The organism is Pseudomonas sp. 8209, assembly GCF_028682105.1.
GTDB classification, from domain to species: Bacteria; Pseudomonadota; Gammaproteobacteria; order Pseudomonadales; family Pseudomonadaceae; genus Aquipseudomonas; species Aquipseudomonas palmensis.
Map to the genome: position 1 here is coordinate 12,826 of NZ_JANIAH010000015.1, position 15,918 is coordinate 28,743.

A 15,918-nucleotide genomic window follows, 5' to 3' on the forward strand; every position below is an offset into this window, starting at 1 on the left:
ACAATAAATCCAGGAGAACCCCTCATGAACGCATCCCTCACGCCCGGCCAGACCAAGGTCGACAGCGTCAAGCTGCTGATCGACGGCCAGTGGGTCGAGTCGAAAACCACCGAATGGCGCGACGTGGTCAACCCGGCCACCCAGCAGGTGCTGGCCCGCGTACCCTTTGCCACCGCCGAAGAAGTCGATGCCGCCATCGCTGCCGGCCAGCGTGCGTTCAAGACCTGGCGCGACACTCCGATCGGCGCGCGCATGCGCATCATGCTCAAGCTGCAGGCGCTGATCCGCGAACACTCCAAGCGCATCGCCGTGACCCTGAGCGCCGAGCAGGGCAAGACCATCGCCGACGCAGAAGGCGACATCTTCCGCGGCCTTGAAGTGGTCGAGCATGCCTGCTCCATCGGCACCCTGCAGATGGGCGAGTTCGCCGAGAACGTGGCCGGCGGCGTCGATACCTACACCCTGCGCCAGCCCATCGGCGTGTGCGCCGGCATCACCCCGTTCAACTTCCCGGCAATGATTCCGCTGTGGATGTTCCCGATGGCCATCGTGTGCGGCAACACCTTCGTGCTCAAGCCGTCCGAGCAGGACCCGCTGTCGACCATGATGCTGGTGGAGCTGGCGCTGGAAGCCGGTGTGCCGGCCGGCGTGCTCAACGTGGTGCACGGCGGCAAGCAGGTGGTGGATGCGCTGTGCACCCATACCGACATCAAGGCGATCTCGTTCGTCGGCTCCACCGAGGTCGGTACCCACGTGTACAACCTGGCCGGCCAGCACGGCAAGCGCGTGCAGTCGATGATGGGCGCCAAGAACCACGCCGTGGTGCTGCCCGACGCCAACCGCACGCAAACCCTCAATGCCCTGGTAGGTGCCGGTTTCGGCGCCGCCGGTCAACGCTGCATGGCCACCTCGGTGGCGGTGCTGGTGGGCAAGGCCCGCGAATGGCTGCCGGAGCTCAAGGCCCTGGCCGCCAAGCTCAAGGTCAACGCCGGCAGCGAGCCTGGCACCGATGTGGGCCCGCTGATCTCCAAGCGCGCCAAGGAGCGTGTGCTGGGCCTGATCGAAAGCGGCATCGAGGAAGGCGCCACCCTCGAACTCGATGGCCGCGACGTGCAGGTGCCCGGCTACGAGCAGGGCAACTTCGTCGGCCCCACGCTGTTCTCCGGCGTGACCACCGACATGCAGATCTACACCCAGGAAATCTTCGGCCCGGTGCTTGTGGTGCTGGAGGTCGACACCCTCGACGAGGCCATCGCGCTGGTCAACCGCAACCCGTTCGGCAACGGCACCGGCCTGTTCACCCAGAGCGGCGCCGCGGCGCGCAAGTTCCAGAGCGAGATCGACGTGGGCCAGGTGGGCATCAACATTCCGATCCCGGTGCCGGTACCGTTCTTCAGTTTCACCGGTTCGCGCGGCTCCAAGCTGGGTGACCTGGGCCCCTACGGCAAGCAAGTGGTGCAGTTCTACACCCAGACCAAGACCGTCACCGCGCGCTGGTTCGACGACGACAGCGTCAACGATGGCGTGAACACCACCATCAGCCTGCGTTAAGGAGTCGACCATGCGTATTGCATTCATCGGGCTGGGCAACATGGGCGCGCCGATGGCGCGCAACCTGATCAAGGCCGGCCATCAGCTCAGTCTGTTCGACCTGAACAAGGAGGTACTGGCAGAACTGGCCGAACTCGGCGGGCAGATCAGTGCCTCGCCCAAGGACGCGGCCAGCGCCAGCGAGCTGGTCATCACCATGCTGCCGGCCGCTGCCCATGTGCGCAGCGTGTACCTCAACGAAGACGGCGTGCTGGCCGGCGTGCGCGCCGGTACCCCGGTAGTGGACTGCAGCACCATCGACCCGCAGACCGTGCGTGCGGTGCATGCAGCGGCGGCCAGGCAGGGTGTGGACCTGGCCGATGCACCGGTGTCGGGCGGCACCGGCGGCGCGGCGGCGGGTACCCTGACCTTCATGGTCGGCGCCAGTGAGGCGCTGTTCGCCACCCTGCAGCCGGTGCTGGCGCAGATGGGGCGCAACATCGTGCACTGCGGCGAGGTGGGTACCGGGCAGATCGCCAAGATCTGCAACAACCTGCTGCTGGGCATCTCGATGATCGGCGTGTCCGAGGCCATGGCCCTGGGCAATGCCCTGGGCATCGACACCAAGGTGCTGGCCGGCATCATCAACAGCTCCACCGGGCGTTGCTGGAGTTCGGACACCTACAACCCGTGGCCGGGCATCGTCGAGACGGCGCCGGCATCACGCGGGTACACCGGTGGCTTTGGTGCGGAGCTGATGCTCAAGGACCTGGGGCTGGCCACCGAGGCGGCGCGTCAGGCGCACCAGCCGGTGATTCTGGGCGCGGTGGCGCAGCAGCTGTACCAGGCGATGAGCCTGCGCGGGGAGGGTGGCAAGGACTTCTCGGCGATCATCGAGGGCTACCGCAAGCCCGAGTAGAAAGCATCGCGGGTCAAGCCCGCTCCCACAGGGACTGTGCTGTACCTGTGGGAGCGGGCTTGACCCGCGATCGAGTGCGCAGCACTCGCCTGGCCCTCAAGCCCACCAGTACCGTACAAAGTGAAAGAACACCGGCGCCGCGAAACATACCGAATCCATGCGGTCCAGCATGCCGCCGTGCCCCTCGATCATGTGCCCCCAGTCCTTCACCCCGCGGTCACGCTTGATCGCCGACATCACCAGCCCGCCAAAGAAGCCCATGACGTTCACGGTCAGCGCCATCAGCGCCGCCTGCCAGAAGGTGAACGGGGTGATCCAGAACAGCGTCGCGCCGATCAGCGTGGCCAGTGCCACACCGCCCAGCAACCCCTCCAGCGTCTTGGACGGCGACAGCCGCGGCGCCACCTTGCGCTTGCCGAACAGCTTGCCGCACACGTACTGCAGTACATCGGAAATCTGCACCACCAGAATCAGCCAGGCGATCAACAGCAGGTTGCGCCCCTCGAACCCGGGGATATCCAGCGTCATCAGGGCCGGTACCGACGACAGGCAGTACACCGCGATCATCAGCCCCCACTGCACCTTCGAGGCCCGCTCCAGAAAGCGCGTGGTATCGCCGCCGAAACTGGCCAGGATCGGCAGCAGCAAGAACAGGTACACCGGGATGAAGATACTGAACAACCCGTACCAGTCCATCGCGATCAGCAGGTACTGCACCGGCAGCGCCACATAGAACGCCGCCACCAGTGCCGGGTAGTCGCCACGCCGGGTGGGCGTGAGGGTGAGGAACTCGCGCAGCGCATAGAACGACACGCAATAGAACAGCAGGATGACCCCCAGCTTGCCGAACACGAAGGCCAGGCCGATCACCAGCACCATCACCCACCAGGCATTGATGCGCGCATTGAGGTTGTCGATGACCGCGTGCGGGGCCGGGCCCGCGCGCCATTTGAGCAGGCGCCCGATCAGGCTGGCGAGCAGCAGCAGGCCACCGATACCGGCAAACAGCAGAAGTGTGTTGTGGTCCATCTCAGGATTCCTTGGGGGCCAGGGCCAGCAGGGCAAGGCGTGCCCGTTCCAGAAACGCGTGCTTGCTGTCATCGGGCAAGCGTTGCAGCGGCTCGCCGAAGCTCAGCGTGCACAGCAGCGGCAGGGGCAGGGCACGGCCCTTGGGCATCACCCGGTTGAGGTTGGCGATCCACACCGGGATCACCTCCACCTCGGGGTGGGCACTGGCCAGATGGAACAGCCCGCTCTTGAACGCCAGCAAGGGCTCGTCGCCCAGGTTGCGCGTGCCTTCGGGAAAGAAGATCAGCGAGTCGCCCTGCTCCAGCGCCGCATGGATCGGCTGCAAGGGGTCGCTCTGGGCCTCGCTGTGCTGGCGGTCGATCAGTACGCCGTTGAACACCCGGTTGATCAGAAATTGGCGAATGCCCGGTTTTTGCCAGTAATCGGCCCCGGCCACCGGGCGGGTGTGCCGGCGCAGTTCCTGGGGCAGCGAGGCCCAGATCAGCACGAAGTCCCCGTGGCTGCTGTGGTTGGCGTAGTACAGGCGTTGCACCGGCTGCGGTGTACAGCCCAGCCACAGGGCGCGGGCGCCCGTGATCAGGCGGGCCACCGAGGTGATGCCGAAGGCGGTGAGGGCGGCTAGCATGACGAGGTCCTTATCCGACGAGAGAAAGCCAGGGCAGGCACAGTATGCCGGCAATCGCCAGCAGTACCTGCACGCCAAGGCACAGCAGTTGCTGGCGCATCAGGCGCAGTGCGGCCCGGCTGCGCGCCTGCCAGTCGCGGTCGTCGACCGGGGCGGGCTTGAGCCCCAGGTCGAACAGCGCCTGGTCCAGCACGCGGGTAGTTGGCGACAAGGTTGCGGCCTGGGTGGCCAGGTGCGCGAACAGCTCAGCGTCCAGCGCAACACGCATGCCCCAGTATTTTTGCAGCAGGCCGGCTGCCAGCAGCATTACGCACAACAGGGCGCCAATCACAGGGGCCGGCGCGCCGGCAAGTGGCGCCAGGCCATAGGCCAGCGCCAGCAGGCTGATGCCGTCCGACAGGCGTTCCACCTGGCGCCCGCGCCGCAACAGGCTGGCCACCAGCGCCAGGTGGGTCTGGCTACTCACAGGCCGCCCCCCGCCGGCAGGCTGTCGATCACCTGGCGGTGCGCCGGGTGCAGCACGACCCCGGGGCGGGCCTGGGCGATCAGTTGCTGGGCCTGCTGCGCGTTCTGGCAGCGCCCGCCGAGTACCAGCCAGGCGGCCACGGCGCAGGCACTGCGCGAGTAACCCAGGGCGCAGCACACCAGTAGCGGGCCCTGCTGGCGCAGTCGCTCGATGGCCTGGGCCGCCTCGCGGCAACGTTCGGCACTGGGCACCACCAGGTCCAGGCAGGGCAGGCTGCAATAGGCCTGGCCCGGCGTGTGTGCCGCCGGCAGTTCTGCACACAGGTCGACCACCGCGGCAAACGATGCCGCCTGACCTCGTGCAGGCACCCGCCCCAGGTACACCCCCTCGCACACCTCGTCGGCCTGTGGATGGCGGCGCGTCCACCAACGCGAATTGAGCCAGGCGCCGATCAGGTACGGCGCCAGCAGCCAGCGCGCGGCATACGACAACTGACCGCTCGGGCCTTTCTGAAAGCCCTCGGCGCCCAACACGGCATAGTTGAGCGCCACCATCAGCAGTGCGAGGGCGGGCCACAGCAGCAACAGGGCGATACCGCCGGCATACAGCGCCAGCCCACCCAGCACGGCGCTGCCCAGCGCGTAGTACGCGGCCAGGCGCCAGCGCCGGCGGTCACGGGTCGGCTGCAGGCTGCCCAGTACCGGCCGGCCCTCCACGGGCCACAGCCATACACACAGCGCGCCTGCCACTGCACCACTGGGCACGTCGATGAAGTGGTGCTGCCAGGTGGTCAGCACCGACAAACCGATCAACCCCATCCAGCCATGCAGCAGCCAGCGCATCAGCCGCCCACGGGTGTGCCGGGCGAACATCGCCCAGATGATCACCAGCAGCGCGATGTGCAGCGAAGGGGCCTGGTTGAACGGCTTGTCGAAGCCCATCAGCACATCGAACAGCCAGCCGAACACGCCCTGCAGTTCAGGGCGCTCGAAGGTGAAGCGCAGCGGCCACAGCAGAAAGCCGGCGATGCAGATCAACTGTGCGCTCAGCAGGCGCAAGGCATGCCGGTCCATCTCCAGGCGGCTGAGCGGCAGCAGGAAGGACAACCCGTACAGCAGGTCGATGGACCAGTACGGCAGGATGGTCCACGGCCACAGCGGGATGCTGCTTTCCCAGGCGAACACCAGGCTGCCGACGTCGCTGCGCCCGGCGGTGAAGGTGTTGCTCAGGCCATAGCTCAAGAAGAACAGCGGCCCGAGCAACAGCAGCCAGAGCACGCCGCGCCGGATCAGGCCCGGCTCGCGCACTGTGCTCATTCAGCAACTCGCTGGGCCAGGCTGACGCTGAAGATGCCCCACTCGTCGATGCGCTGGCACACCTTGCGAAAGCCTGCCGCTTCCACCAGCTGGTCCATCTCCACCTGGCTGCGCCGACGCATCACCCAGGCCTGACCGGCGCGGTGGCTGGTCAGGGCGCGGGCGATCATCTCCAGCTGCGGGTGCCACGGCTGGCCGGTGTACACCAGGTAGCCGCCCGGCGCCACGGCCTGGGCCAGGCCGCCCAGCGAGTCGCCGACCATCTGGTTGCTGGCGAACAGTTCATACAGCCCCGATACCACCGCCAGGCTCGGGCGCGGTTCAAGGGTGGCCAGGCTCTGCGCATCGAAGGCATCGCCCTGCACGAAGCGGGCGATGTCGGCCAGGCCTTTGTGTTCGATCAGCGCCGTGCCTTCGCGCACGTTGAGCTCGCTGTAGTCGCGCAGCAGGATCGAATCCGGGCGCTGCTCCAGGCCCTGCAGGGCTTCGAGAATGTAGCGGCCATGGCCGGCGGCGATGTCGACGATATGCACCGGTGCGCCTTGTTCGCGCAGGCGCTCGATGGCCAGGCGCAACAGCTCTTCCACATGCAGCTTGCGCTGGCGGATGCCCTTCCAGCCGATGGCGTCGAGGTAGTTGCGGTCGATCATGCGGCCCAGCTTGCCCTTGCCGGTGGCCTGGTTGCGGTAGACGTAGTCCAGCGTGCTGCCCGAATCGAAACCGGTGTCGAAGCCCAGCTTGACCCCGCTCGACAGGCCCTTGCCCAGGCGCAGGCCGGCGCGGGTTGCGCGCCAGTACAGGTCGGCCGGCGAGTTGCGTGGCAGCGGCGCGGCCAGGCTTTCGGCCTCGGCGCAGCTGGCGCCGAGCTGGTCGGCATCGAGCAGCGACGGGCGCTGGGGCGCCACGCTGAAGCAGTGCTCCACGAAGCGCCGGATACGCGCCAGCGCATGCCCGCGATCACGCTCGCCGAGGGTGTCGTGGAAGAAGCCGGGCAGCACGTGCTTTTCCTTGTGTACGCTGCCCAGGCGCTCGAAGAACTGCTCCTGCGGCTGGCGCTTGACCACGAAGTCGGCGCCGGAAATCAGCAATTGGGTCGGCACCTGGATCGCCTGGGCATCGGCCACCACGCGATCGGCAGCTTCGTACAGCCCCAGCAGCATGTTCACCGAAATCGGCCGGCTGATCAGCGGGTCGTTTTCATACGAGGCGATGCGCTCGGGGTCGTGGCTGAGCAGGCGCGGCTTGACGTAGCTGTTGACGAAGAAGTTGCCGCGCCAGGCGCGCATCAGCTTGAGCCCCGGGCGGGCGAACGGCACGTACAGCTTGACCTTGAAGGCCGGCGAGGCGAGCACCAGGCAGCGCACCTTCGGCGCATAGTCATGCGCCCAGGTTGCGATCAGCACGGCGCCGACACTTTGCGCCAGCACCGCCATGTCCTGTTCGTCGATGGCATGCTCGCGGGCGATGTGCTCGATGAAGGTCTGCACATCGCGCACGCTGCACGCGAAGCTCGGGCTGTCGCCACGGGCCCCGGGCGACTCGCCATGGCCACGGGCGTCCCAGGCGAAGAAGTCATGGCCGGGCAGGTCGAGTTCATCCACCAGGTGGGCCATGCGCCCGCCGTGTTCGTGGCCACGGTGGAACAGCACCACGGCGCGGCGCGGCTGGCCGGGCTGGCGGTTGGCCGGCCAGTGGCGGTAATGCAGCTCTACGCCGTCATGGGTGGTGAAATGCAGGGATTGCGCGGTGCGCATGGCAAATATCCTTATCTGGCTCGGAGGGCTTCAGCGGGGTTGCGCCAGGCCTCGGCTCACCCGGTTGTAGAGGGTATGAAGCGACAGCAGCAGCACCACCAGCAACACGCCGTTGAGCCACGCTGCGCTCAGCAGGCCGGTGGCCACGCCGGCACCGAGCACACCGAACACGAAGGCACGGTCGCTCTTGCCCATCGGGCCGTCATAACGGCGTTCGGCGCCTACCAGGGGGCCCATCACCCCGGCGTATTCGCTCACCAGCGCGGCCAGCACCACAATCACCACCAGCGCCGGCGACACGCCCGGCAGCAGGGCGAAGGGCAGGTACAGTGCGCTGTCGGCGACCACGTCGCACAGCTCGTTGAGGTAGGCACCCAGGCGTGACTGCTGGCCGAATTCCCGGGCGAGCATGCCGTCGATGGCATTGAGCGCCATGCGCAGCAGCATCCAGGCCGGCACCAGGGCGAACAGCCAGGTGATGTGCGGTGCGGCGGCCAGCAGCAGGCCGAGCGCCACGCTGACCGCCGCGGCGGCGACCGTCACCTGGTTGGCAGTTATGCCGCGCTCGTACAGACGCTTGACCATAGGGCGCAGTAGCGCCTGGAAGCGCGGTTTCAACTGGTAGATCGACGGCACGGAAAACTCCCTTTACGGCTCGTAGGCACGGCATTGTCTTGTTACATAGCGGTGCGCGAAGGCGATTGTGGGTGGATTGTCCCTGCCGGGGCAATAGCGCCTGCCGACAAGCTTTGCAGAAGTGTGCGCGTGTGCCCGGGAAGCGCCGAAAAATTGCGGCTGCACAGGCGCAGCTGGCGTTGTGCCCAGGGTTCGTCCAGCGCCAGGCTGTGCAGCGCCAGTACCCCTTGCCAGCGTTGCACGGCAGCCTGCGGCACGATGCCCAGGCCTGCGCCATGGGCCACCATGCGTATCACCCCGTCGAAGCCTTCGGCACGTACCCGCACCTGCAGCCGGCGCCCCAGGTGCAGGGCCTGTTCCTCCAGGTACAGGGCCAGGGCGCTGTCTGCCTGCAGGCCGACATGGCCATGTTCAAGGGTGTCGGCAAAGCGCAGGTGCGGGTGGCTGGCCAGCGGGTGATCCGGCGCCATGATCAGCACCAGCGGGTCGTCGCGAAACGCCACGCTCTGCAGGTGCTCGCTGGCCACGGCATTGGAGATGATGCCCAGGTTGGCCTCGCCCTGGGTGATCGCCTGCACGATACGCAGGCTGGGCAATTCGACCACGTCCACGTCGATGGCCGGGTGGTGGGCCAGAAACGTCGCCAGCAGTTCGGGCAGGTACTCGGTCAGCGCCGCGGTGTTGCACAGCAGCCGCACCTGGCCCTGCATCCCCTGGGCATACTGGCCCAGGTCGAATTGCAGCCGCTGCACCTGCTGGCCGATCTGGCGCGCATGGTTGACCAGGGCCTGGCCGGCGGCCGTGGGGTGCACGCCGCGCCGGTTGCGCTGCAGCAGCGGTACGCCCAGCGAGCTTTCCATGGCGCGAATGCGCGCGCTGGCCGCCGGCAGCGACAGGTGGCTGCGCTGGGCGCCGGCGGTGATGTTGCCGCACTCCACGGTGTGCAGAAACAGTCGTAGGTCAATCAGATCGAAATGCATGAGCCTCTGCCTGGGCAATAGTCTGGCTTAGTATATGGCAACTGTTCAGGGACGTGCGGGCAGGGCAGCATGGGCCCATGACGACTTTACTCGGCTTCTATCAGGCTATCGGCCCGGCGCTATCGCTGCTGGTTGTGCTTACCTTCGTGCTGGCAGGCACGGTCAAGGGCGTGATCGGCCTGGGCCTGCCCACCGTGGCCATGGGGTTGCTGGGGCTGGCTATGTCACCGGCGCAGGCTGCCGCGCTGCTGATCGTGCCGTCGACGGTCACCAACCTTTGGCAGCTGGCGGCGGGTGGCCACTTGCGTGCATTGCTGCGCAGGCTCTGGCCGATGCAACTGATGATCTTCATCGGTACCTTGCTGGGCAGTGTCTGGCTGGGCATCGACAGTGGCGCGTGGGCGGCGCACGCATTGGGCGCGGCGTTGCTGGTGTATGCGCTGTACGGCCTGTGCCACCCAGGCCTGCACCTGGCCCCCCGCCACGAGCGCTGGCTGGGCCCGCTGTGCGGGTTGGTGACGGGCATCATCACCGCCGCCACCGGGGTGTTCGTGATACCGGCCGTACCGTACCTGCAGGCCCTGGGCCTGCACCGTGAACAGATGGTGCAGGCGCTGGGCCTGTCGTTCACCGTCTCGACCCTGGCGCTGGCAGTGGGCCTTGCCGGGCAGGGCGCACTGGGCGGCGAGGCGCTGGGGGCCTCGCTGGTGGTGCTGATACCGGCATTGCTGGGCATGTGGCTGGGCCAGTGCCTGCGTCAGCGCATCAGTGCCGTGCTGTTCAAACGCTGCTTTTTCATCGGCCTGGCGCTGCTGGGCGCCCATCTGGCGCTCAACGGCTAGCCGAGGACGGGCTGAGCATCTCGATCAACTGGATGTCGAAGTCGCGCTCAAGGTATTCCATGCGCCGCTCGGCAAACTGCTGCATGTGCGGCAGCGCCGAATGCACATCCAGTGCGGCCTTGCTGGCCCAGATTTCGTAGAACACGAACAGGCTCGGGTCCTGCCGGTCGCGCAGCATGTGGTACTCGATGCAGCCGGGCTCGGCACGGCTGGGTTCTACATAGCTGCGAAACAGCGCCTCGAACTCCTCGGCCTTTTCGGGGCGGGTCTTGGCTTTGAGGATGAAACCGTAGGGTTCGCTCATGGGGAGGCTCCTGTAAAAAGTGAGCCAATCTTATTTCAACAATAAGCGCTGAATTCGTGCTTTTTGGTCAAAAGCGTTTTGCCCGCGCGAGGGTATTTCCGCTGCGCTGAACTGATTAATCTGCCGCCATCACATTCACCGGGCCGCCCCTTCTGTTGGCCGCCCCGAACACACATGAGGCAGATGATGAAGAAGATCCTGTTGCTCAACGGCGGCAAGCAGTTCGCCCACTCCGATGGCCGCCTGAACGAGACCCTGCACGAGGCCGCGCTGGCGTTTCTCGACCGCGCCGGTTTCGACGTCAGGAGCACCTACATCGATGGCGGCTACGACGTTGCCGAAGAAGTGCAGAAGTACCTCTGGGCCGACGTGGTCATCTACCAGATGCCCGGTTGGTGGATGGGCGCGCCGTGGACCGTCAAGCAGTACCTGGACGAAGTGTTTACCGCCGGCCACGGCAGCCTCTACGCCAGCGACGGGCGCACCCGCTCCGATGCGTCGAGCAAGTACGGCAGCGGCGGCCTGATCCAGGGCAAGCAGTACATGCTGTCGCTGACCTGGAACGCACCGCAGGAAGCGTTCGACGATCCGGCGCAGTTTTTCGAAGGCAAGGGCGTGGACGCGGTGTACTTCCCGTTCCACAAGGCCAACCAGTTCCTGGGCATGAGCGGTCTGCCGACCTACCTGGCCACCGACGTGATGAAGAACCCCAACGTCGAGGCTGCCGTGGCCGGCTACGAGCAGCACCTGGCCCGGGTTTTCCACACTGGCGCCTGATGAAGGGTTGCGCGGGCAACGCCAAGCGGCTATCTATCACGGCTGAACGCCACACCAGGGAACAGCCGTGAAAGCCAGGTCCGATGAATTGCAGATGTTCGTCTCGGTCATCGAGTGCGGCTCTATTTCCGCCGCCGCCGAACAGGGCGGGCAGACCCCGTCGGCCATCAGCCGCAGCCTGTCGCGGCTGGAGGCCAAGCTGGGCACCACGCTGATCAACCGCACCACGCGGCGCATGGACCTCACCGAAGAGGGGCGGTTTTTCTTCGAGCGTGCCAAGGCCATCCTGCAACAGATGGACGAACTCGAAGAGCGCCTGAGCCTGCACCGCCAGACCCCGTCCGGGCGCCTGCGCATCAATGCGGCGGCGCCGTTCATGCTGCATGCCATCGTGCCCTGGGTGGGGGAGTTCCGCCAGCTGTACCCGGATATCCAGCTGGAGCTCAACACCGACGACCTGATCATCGACCTGCTCGAACAGAGCACCGATATCGCCATCCGCATCGGCGAGCTGGCCGACTCCAGCCTGCACGCCCGCTCGCTGGGGTGCAGCCCGCTGCATGTGCTGGCCAGCCCCGCGTACCTTGCGCGGCGCGGTACGCCACGGCATGTGGAGGAACTGGCCGGGCATTCGCTGCTGGGCTTCACCCAGACCGAAACCCTCAATCACTGGCCGCTGCGCCACACCGAAGGCGACCGCCTGGCGATCCGCCCCGACCTGTGCGCCTCCAGCGGCGAAACCCTGCGCCACCTGGCGCTGGCCGGCGAAGGCATCGCCTGCCTGTCGCACTTCATGACCCACGAAGACCTCCAGGCCGGCCGCCTGCAACTGGTGCTGGCCGAGGCCAACAGCGGCTATCGCCAGCCGATCAACGCGGTGTACTACCGCAACTCGCAACTGGCCCTGCGTATCCAGTGCTTTCTGGATTTCATCCAGCACAAGCTGTCGATCTACGCCTGCTGAAAACCGCAGGCGGCATTTGAAAAATCCCTGGGCATGCGCCTTAATGGTTGTTCGATAAAAACAACACCAAGGAAACCCGCATGCGCACTCTGATGTTTCGAACGCTGACCTTGAGCGCTGCGATCGTCGCCAGCTCATCAGCCTATGCCGTGACGCTGGACGGCGGCGCGGTGGCCGCGCCCGATCAATATGGTGCACAGGTCGCCGCCGACATCCTCAAGAAGGGCGGCAACGCAGTGGACGCCGCGGTGGCCACTGCCTTCACCCTGGCCGTTACCTACCCCGAGGCCGGCAACATCGGCGGCGGCGGTTTCATGACCCTGTACATGGATGGCAAACCCTACTTCCTCGACTACCGTGAAGTGGCGCCCAAGGCGGCCAGCCGCAACATGTACCTGGACGACAAAGGCGAGATCATCGAGAACCTCAGCCTGGTGGGCGCCCGGGCCGCCGGGGTGCCGGGCACGGTGATGGGCCTGTGGGAGGCGCACCAGAAGTTCGGCAAGCTGCCCTGGGCCGAGCTGCTGACCCCGGCGGTGGGCTACGCGAAGAACGGCTTCAAGATCGCCGCCAAGCAGTACCAGTACCGCGAAGATGCCCAGGGGCTGTTCAAGGACAGCACCAACTTCAACGACTATTTCGGCAGCATGAAGGTGGGCGAGACCTTCAGGCAGCCCGAGCTGGCGCAGACCCTGGAGCGCATTGCCGACAAGGGTGTGAGCGAGTTCTACCAGGGCAAGACCGCCGACCTGCTGGTGGCGCAGATGCAGGCCGACAAGGGCCTGGTCAGCAAGGAAGACCTCAAGGACTACAAGGCCGTGTGGCGTGAGCCGATGGGCATCGAATGGCGTGGCAACGTGGTCTACACCGCGCCGCTGCCCAGCTCGGGCGGCATCGCGCTGGCGCAGTTGCTGGGCATCAAGGAAAACCGCGCAGTCGACTTCAAGGGTGTCGAGCTGAACTCGGCACGCTACATCCACCTGCTTTCGGAAATCGAGAAGCGTGTGTTCGCCGACCGTGCCGACTACCTGGGCGACCCGGCGTTTTCCAAGGTGCCGGTGGCGCAGCTGATTGCCAAGGACTACCTGGCCAAGCGCGCGCAAGAGGTCAACCCGACCGCCATCTCCGACACCGCCAAGGTGCGTCCGGGGCTGGAGCCGCACCAGACCACGCACTTCTCCATCGTCGACAAGCAGGGCAACGCGGTCAGCAACACCTACACCCTGAACTGGGACTACGGCAGCGGCGTGGTGGTGAAGGGCGCGGGCTTCCTGCTCAATGACGAGATGGACGACTTCAGTGCCAAGCCGGGTGTGGCGAACGCCTTCGGTGTGGTCGGTGGCGATGCCAATGCCATCGAGCCGGGCAAGCGCATGCTGTCGTCGATGGCCCCGAGCCTGGTGACCCGCGATGGCAAGGTCACGCTGGTGCTGGGTACGCCGGGTGGCTCGCGGATCTTCACCTCGATCTTCCAGGTGCTCAACAACCTGTACGACTACAACCTGCCGCTGGAGAAGGCGGTGGCGGCGCAGCGTGTGCACCACCAGTTGCTGCCCAAGGACACTATCTACTACGACGCCTATGCGCCGCTCGATGGCAAGGTGGCCGAGGAACTGAAGAAGATGGGCTACACCCTGGAGGACCAGGGCTGGGAGATGGGCGATATCCAGGCGATCCGGGTGACGGGTTCGGCGCTGGAAACCGCGTCTGACCCGCGTGGACGCGGGGTGGGGCAGGTCGTCAAGTAAGGGCTGACAGCATCGCGGGCCAAGTCCGCTCCCACAAGGTTTCGCTGAACCTGGTGGGAGCGGGCTTGACCCGCGATGGCTACGCCGTCCGATTCGGTCAGACGCGGAAGTGGCTGACCAGCATCTGCAACTGATTGCCCAGGCGCGCCAGCTCGACGCTGGATGCCGCCGTCTCCTGGCTCGCCGCCGCCGTCTGCTCCGACACATCACGCACGTTCAGGATGCTGCGGCTGATCTCTTCGGCCACCGCGCTCTGCTGCTCGGCCGCCGCAGCGATCTGCTGGTTCATCGACTGGATGTTAGACACCACGCGGGTGATGTTCTCCAGCGAGGCACCCGCCTTGCGCGTCAGCTCCACGCTGCTGTCGGTCAGGCTGCGGCTGCCATGCATCACGTTGGCCACCTGCTGGGTGCCGCTTTGCAGGCCCGCCACCAGCACCTCGATTTCCTCGGTGGACTTCTGGGTGCGCTGCGCCAGGCCGCGCACTTCATCGGCCACCACGGCAAAACCACGCCCGGCTTCACCCGCCCGTGCCGCTTCGATCGCGGCGTTGAGCGCCAGCAGGTTGGTCTGTTCGGCCACCGACTTGATCACGTCCATCACGCTGCCGATCTTCTGGCTTTCCTGCTGCAACTGGCCCATGGCCTCGGTGGAGCGGTTGACCTCGACCGCCAGGCGCTCGATCTGAGCGATGGCCTGGGCCACTACGTGGTCACCGGCGCGGGCCTGGCCGTCGGCGTCGGTGGCGGCCTCGGACGCCTGCTCGGCATTGCGCGCCACTTCCTGCACGGTGGCCGCCATTTCGTGCATGGCGGTGGCCACCTGGTCGGTCTCGACCTTCTGGCTGTTGACCCCGGCGTTGGTCTGCTCGGTGACCGCCGACAGCTCTTCGGCCGCGCTGGCGATCTGGGTCACGCCGTCACGGATGCCGCCGATCAGGTCGCGCAGGGTTTCGCCCATGCGCTGGATGCCTTGTTGCAGCACGCCCAGTTCGTCACGGCGGGTGACGCGCAGGGTGTGGGTCAGGTCGCCGGTGGCGATCTTCTCCACCACTTCCAGGGTTTCGCGCAGCGGGCGGGTGATCTGGCGGGTGATGATGATCGCCGCCAGCACGCCGAACAGCAGCGCCGCCAGGGTGCTTGCCAGTTGCCAGGTACGCGCCTGGGCACTTTCGAGGTCGCGACGTTGCAGCTGGATGGCGTACAGCTCATCGCTCAGGCGCACGATGTCGTAGCCCTGGGTGGTCATTTCCTTGCGCGCCTCGCCGATCGCCGTGTTGGCGGCCTTGAAGCTGCGCACCGCTTCGGCGTAGTGCAGGGTGGCGGCCTCGAGCGGTCGGGCACGAGCATCGGTGGCGGCCAGCTGGCGGGTTTCGGCCAGGGTGGCGTCGAGCTGGCGGGCGGCGACCTGTTCGGTTTCCGGGGTGAGGTCGGCGATGTAGCCGCGCACCTCGAAGCGGGCCAGCAGCAGGTGCTGGCGTACGGTGGTCAGGCGCTTGAGATGTTCCAGGCGCTCGCTGTCACTCTGGCCAGAGGACAGGCTGTCGGCCAGCAGGGTTTCCATCAGGGCACCGGCCTCATTGGCCGTAACGCCCATGCTGCGGCGCGCTTCGCCACCCTGCTTGTAGGCGCTGCGCATCTTGGCCAGGGACACCTCGTAGGCGGCGACCACCTGCGCCTGTTCGCGCAGCAGCTTGACGTTCTCCGGGCTCTTGAAGGTGTTCAGCAGGTTCTGCTGGCGGGCCTTGAAGGTATCCAGCTTGGCCTGGACATTCTGCGCGAGCTTGTCGTCACCGTCGGCAATCATGTACTGCAGGCGGGCGATGCGCAGTTCGGTGAGCTCGTTGTTGAGCTGGGTGATGTCGCTCATCCAGTTGCTGCGGTCGATCAGACCGCCCAGGCTGGTCCAGCCGGTCAGGGCCAACAGGCCGGTCAGCAGCAGCACCAGGCCGAAGCCCAGGGCGAGTTTCAGGTTGACGCTGATATTGGCAAACCAGCTGTTCATGCGATCCCTCCAGGATTCTGTGC

General features: G+C 66.3%; 15 protein-coding genes. 6 read left to right on the forward strand and 9 right to left on the reverse strand.

Annotated features, from left to right (window positions below):
* Positions 1-24: 24 nt before the first annotated feature.
* Together NP552_RS25315 and mmsB are read left to right on the forward strand one after the other, a co-directional pair.
* Entirely contained in the window at positions 25-1,551 is a 1,527-nt protein-coding gene (locus NP552_RS25315; RefSeq protein ID WP_104572310.1) for a CoA-acylating methylmalonate-semialdehyde dehydrogenase, read from the forward strand.
* A 10-nt stretch (positions 1,552-1,561) separates the two neighbouring features.
* The gene (gene mmsB / locus NP552_RS25320; protein WP_043860713.1) at positions 1,562-2,449 is read left to right on the forward strand and encodes a 3-hydroxyisobutyrate dehydrogenase; all 888 of its coding nucleotides are present in this window, start codon (positions 1,562-1,564) and stop codon (positions 2,447-2,449) included.
* 96 nt (positions 2,450-2,545) lie between these two features.
* On the opposite strand, the gene NP552_RS25325 is transcribed toward mmsB, so the two are convergent.
* Genes NP552_RS25325 through NP552_RS25355 form a run of 7 tightly spaced genes read right to left on the reverse strand, consistent with a single transcriptional unit; the run spans position 2,546 to position 9,255 of the window.
* Positions 2,546-3,478, reverse strand: coding sequence for a phosphatidate cytidylyltransferase (locus tag NP552_RS25325; RefSeq protein WP_043860712.1), 933 nt, complete (start codon positions 3,476-3,478; stop codon positions 2,546-2,548).
* A gap of 1 nt (position 3,479) precedes the next feature.
* A complete protein-coding gene (locus NP552_RS25330; RefSeq protein WP_058540751.1) occupies positions 3,480-4,103 on the reverse strand; it encodes a lysophospholipid acyltransferase family protein in 624 nt (207 codons plus the stop codon).
* A gap of 10 nt (positions 4,104-4,113) precedes the next feature.
* Positions 4,114-4,569: a hypothetical protein gene (locus NP552_RS25335; RefSeq protein ID WP_058540750.1), complete on the reverse strand. Its 456-nt coding sequence runs from the start codon at positions 4,567-4,569 to the stop codon at positions 4,114-4,116.
* The gene (locus tag NP552_RS25340) at positions 4,566-5,885 is read right to left on the reverse strand and encodes a phosphatase PAP2/dual specificity phosphatase family protein (RefSeq protein WP_123752300.1); all 1,320 of its coding nucleotides are present in this window, start codon (positions 5,883-5,885) and stop codon (positions 4,566-4,568) included. The genes NP552_RS25335 and NP552_RS25340 overlap by 4 nt, the downstream gene beginning before the upstream one ends.
* Positions 5,882-7,639, reverse strand: coding sequence for a bifunctional alpha/beta hydrolase/class I SAM-dependent methyltransferase (locus NP552_RS25345; protein WP_043860708.1), 1,758 nt, complete (start codon positions 7,637-7,639; stop codon positions 5,882-5,884). The genes NP552_RS25340 and NP552_RS25345 overlap by 4 nt, the downstream gene beginning before the upstream one ends.
* Positions 7,640-7,669: 30 nt before the next feature.
* Positions 7,670-8,275 carry a CDP-alcohol phosphatidyltransferase family protein gene (locus NP552_RS25350; RefSeq protein WP_054916548.1) on the reverse strand — a complete coding sequence of 202 codons (606 nt, stop codon included), beginning with the start codon at positions 8,273-8,275 and terminating at the stop codon, positions 7,670-7,672.
* A 41-nt stretch (positions 8,276-8,316) separates the two neighbouring features.
* Positions 8,317-9,255 (reverse strand): LysR family transcriptional regulator, encoded by a 939-nt coding sequence (locus NP552_RS25355; RefSeq protein ID WP_274097291.1) that lies wholly within the window; start codon positions 9,253-9,255, stop codon positions 8,317-8,319.
* 77 nt (positions 9,256-9,332) lie between these two features.
* Between NP552_RS25355 and NP552_RS25360 the strand changes: the two genes are divergently transcribed.
* Positions 9,333-10,097, forward strand: coding sequence for a sulfite exporter TauE/SafE family protein (locus NP552_RS25360; protein WP_274097292.1), 765 nt, complete (start codon positions 9,333-9,335; stop codon positions 10,095-10,097).
* On the opposite strand, the gene NP552_RS25365 is transcribed toward NP552_RS25360, so the two are convergent.
* Positions 10,087-10,401, reverse strand: coding sequence for a putative quinol monooxygenase (locus tag NP552_RS25365; RefSeq protein WP_043860704.1), 315 nt, complete (start codon positions 10,399-10,401; stop codon positions 10,087-10,089). The genes NP552_RS25360 and NP552_RS25365 overlap by 11 nt on opposite strands.
* A gap of 186 nt (positions 10,402-10,587) precedes the next feature.
* Here NP552_RS25365 and NP552_RS25370 point away from each other — a divergent pair, with 186 nt between their 5' ends.
* The 3 genes from NP552_RS25370 (at position 10,588) to ggt (ending at position 13,890) form a co-directional block, all read left to right on the forward strand.
* Positions 10,588-11,178: an NAD(P)H-dependent oxidoreductase gene (locus NP552_RS25370; RefSeq protein WP_054916551.1), complete on the forward strand. Its 591-nt coding sequence runs from the start codon at positions 10,588-10,590 to the stop codon at positions 11,176-11,178.
* 67 nt (positions 11,179-11,245) lie between these two features.
* On the forward strand, positions 11,246-12,142 hold the full coding sequence (locus NP552_RS25375) for a LysR family transcriptional regulator (protein WP_054916552.1): 897 nt from the start codon (positions 11,246-11,248) through the stop codon (positions 12,140-12,142).
* Between the two features lie 80 nt (positions 12,143-12,222).
* Positions 12,223-13,890 carry a gamma-glutamyltransferase gene (gene ggt, locus NP552_RS25380; RefSeq protein ID WP_274097293.1) on the forward strand — a complete coding sequence of 556 codons (1,668 nt, stop codon included), beginning with the start codon at positions 12,223-12,225 and terminating at the stop codon, positions 13,888-13,890.
* A gap of 97 nt (positions 13,891-13,987) precedes the next feature.
* On the opposite strand, the gene NP552_RS25385 is transcribed toward ggt, so the two are convergent.
* Entirely contained in the window at positions 13,988-15,895 is a 1,908-nt protein-coding gene (locus NP552_RS25385; protein ID WP_274097294.1) for a methyl-accepting chemotaxis protein, read from the reverse strand.
* Between the last annotated feature and the right edge of the window lie 23 nt (positions 15,896-15,918).

Excerpts from the sequence above, each read along its gene's own strand:
- NP552_RS25315 (WP_104572310.1), top strand. The coding sequence starts at position 25 with ATGAACGCATCCCTCACGCCCGGCCAGACCAAGGTCGACAGCGTCAAG.
- mmsB (WP_043860713.1), top strand. The coding sequence starts at position 1,562 with ATGCGTATTGCATTCATCGGGCTGGGCAACATGGGCGCGCCGATGGCG.
- NP552_RS25325 (WP_043860712.1), bottom strand. The coding sequence starts at position 3,478 with ATGGACCACAACACACTTCTGCTGTTTGCCGGTATCGGTGGCCTGCTG.
- NP552_RS25330 (WP_058540751.1), bottom strand. The coding sequence starts at position 4,103 with ATGCTAGCCGCCCTCACCGCCTTCGGCATCACCTCGGTGGCCCGCCTG.
- NP552_RS25340 (WP_123752300.1), bottom strand. The coding sequence starts at position 5,885 with ATGAGCACAGTGCGCGAGCCGGGCCTGATCCGGCGCGGCGTGCTCTGG.
- NP552_RS25345 (WP_043860708.1), bottom strand. The coding sequence starts at position 7,639 with ATGCGCACCGCGCAATCCCTGCATTTCACCACCCATGACGGCGTAGAG.
- NP552_RS25355 (WP_274097291.1), bottom strand. The coding sequence starts at position 9,255 with ATGCATTTCGATCTGATTGACCTACGACTGTTTCTGCACACCGTGGAG.
- NP552_RS25360 (WP_274097292.1), top strand. The coding sequence starts at position 9,333 with ATGACGACTTTACTCGGCTTCTATCAGGCTATCGGCCCGGCGCTATCG.
- NP552_RS25365 (WP_043860704.1), bottom strand. The coding sequence starts at position 10,401 with ATGAGCGAACCCTACGGTTTCATCCTCAAAGCCAAGACCCGCCCCGAA.
- NP552_RS25370 (WP_054916551.1), top strand. The coding sequence starts at position 10,588 with ATGAAGAAGATCCTGTTGCTCAACGGCGGCAAGCAGTTCGCCCACTCC.
- ggt (WP_274097293.1), top strand. The coding sequence starts at position 12,223 with ATGCGCACTCTGATGTTTCGAACGCTGACCTTGAGCGCTGCGATCGTC.
- NP552_RS25385 (WP_274097294.1), bottom strand. The coding sequence starts at position 15,895 with ATGAACAGCTGGTTTGCCAATATCAGCGTCAACCTGAAACTCGCCCTG.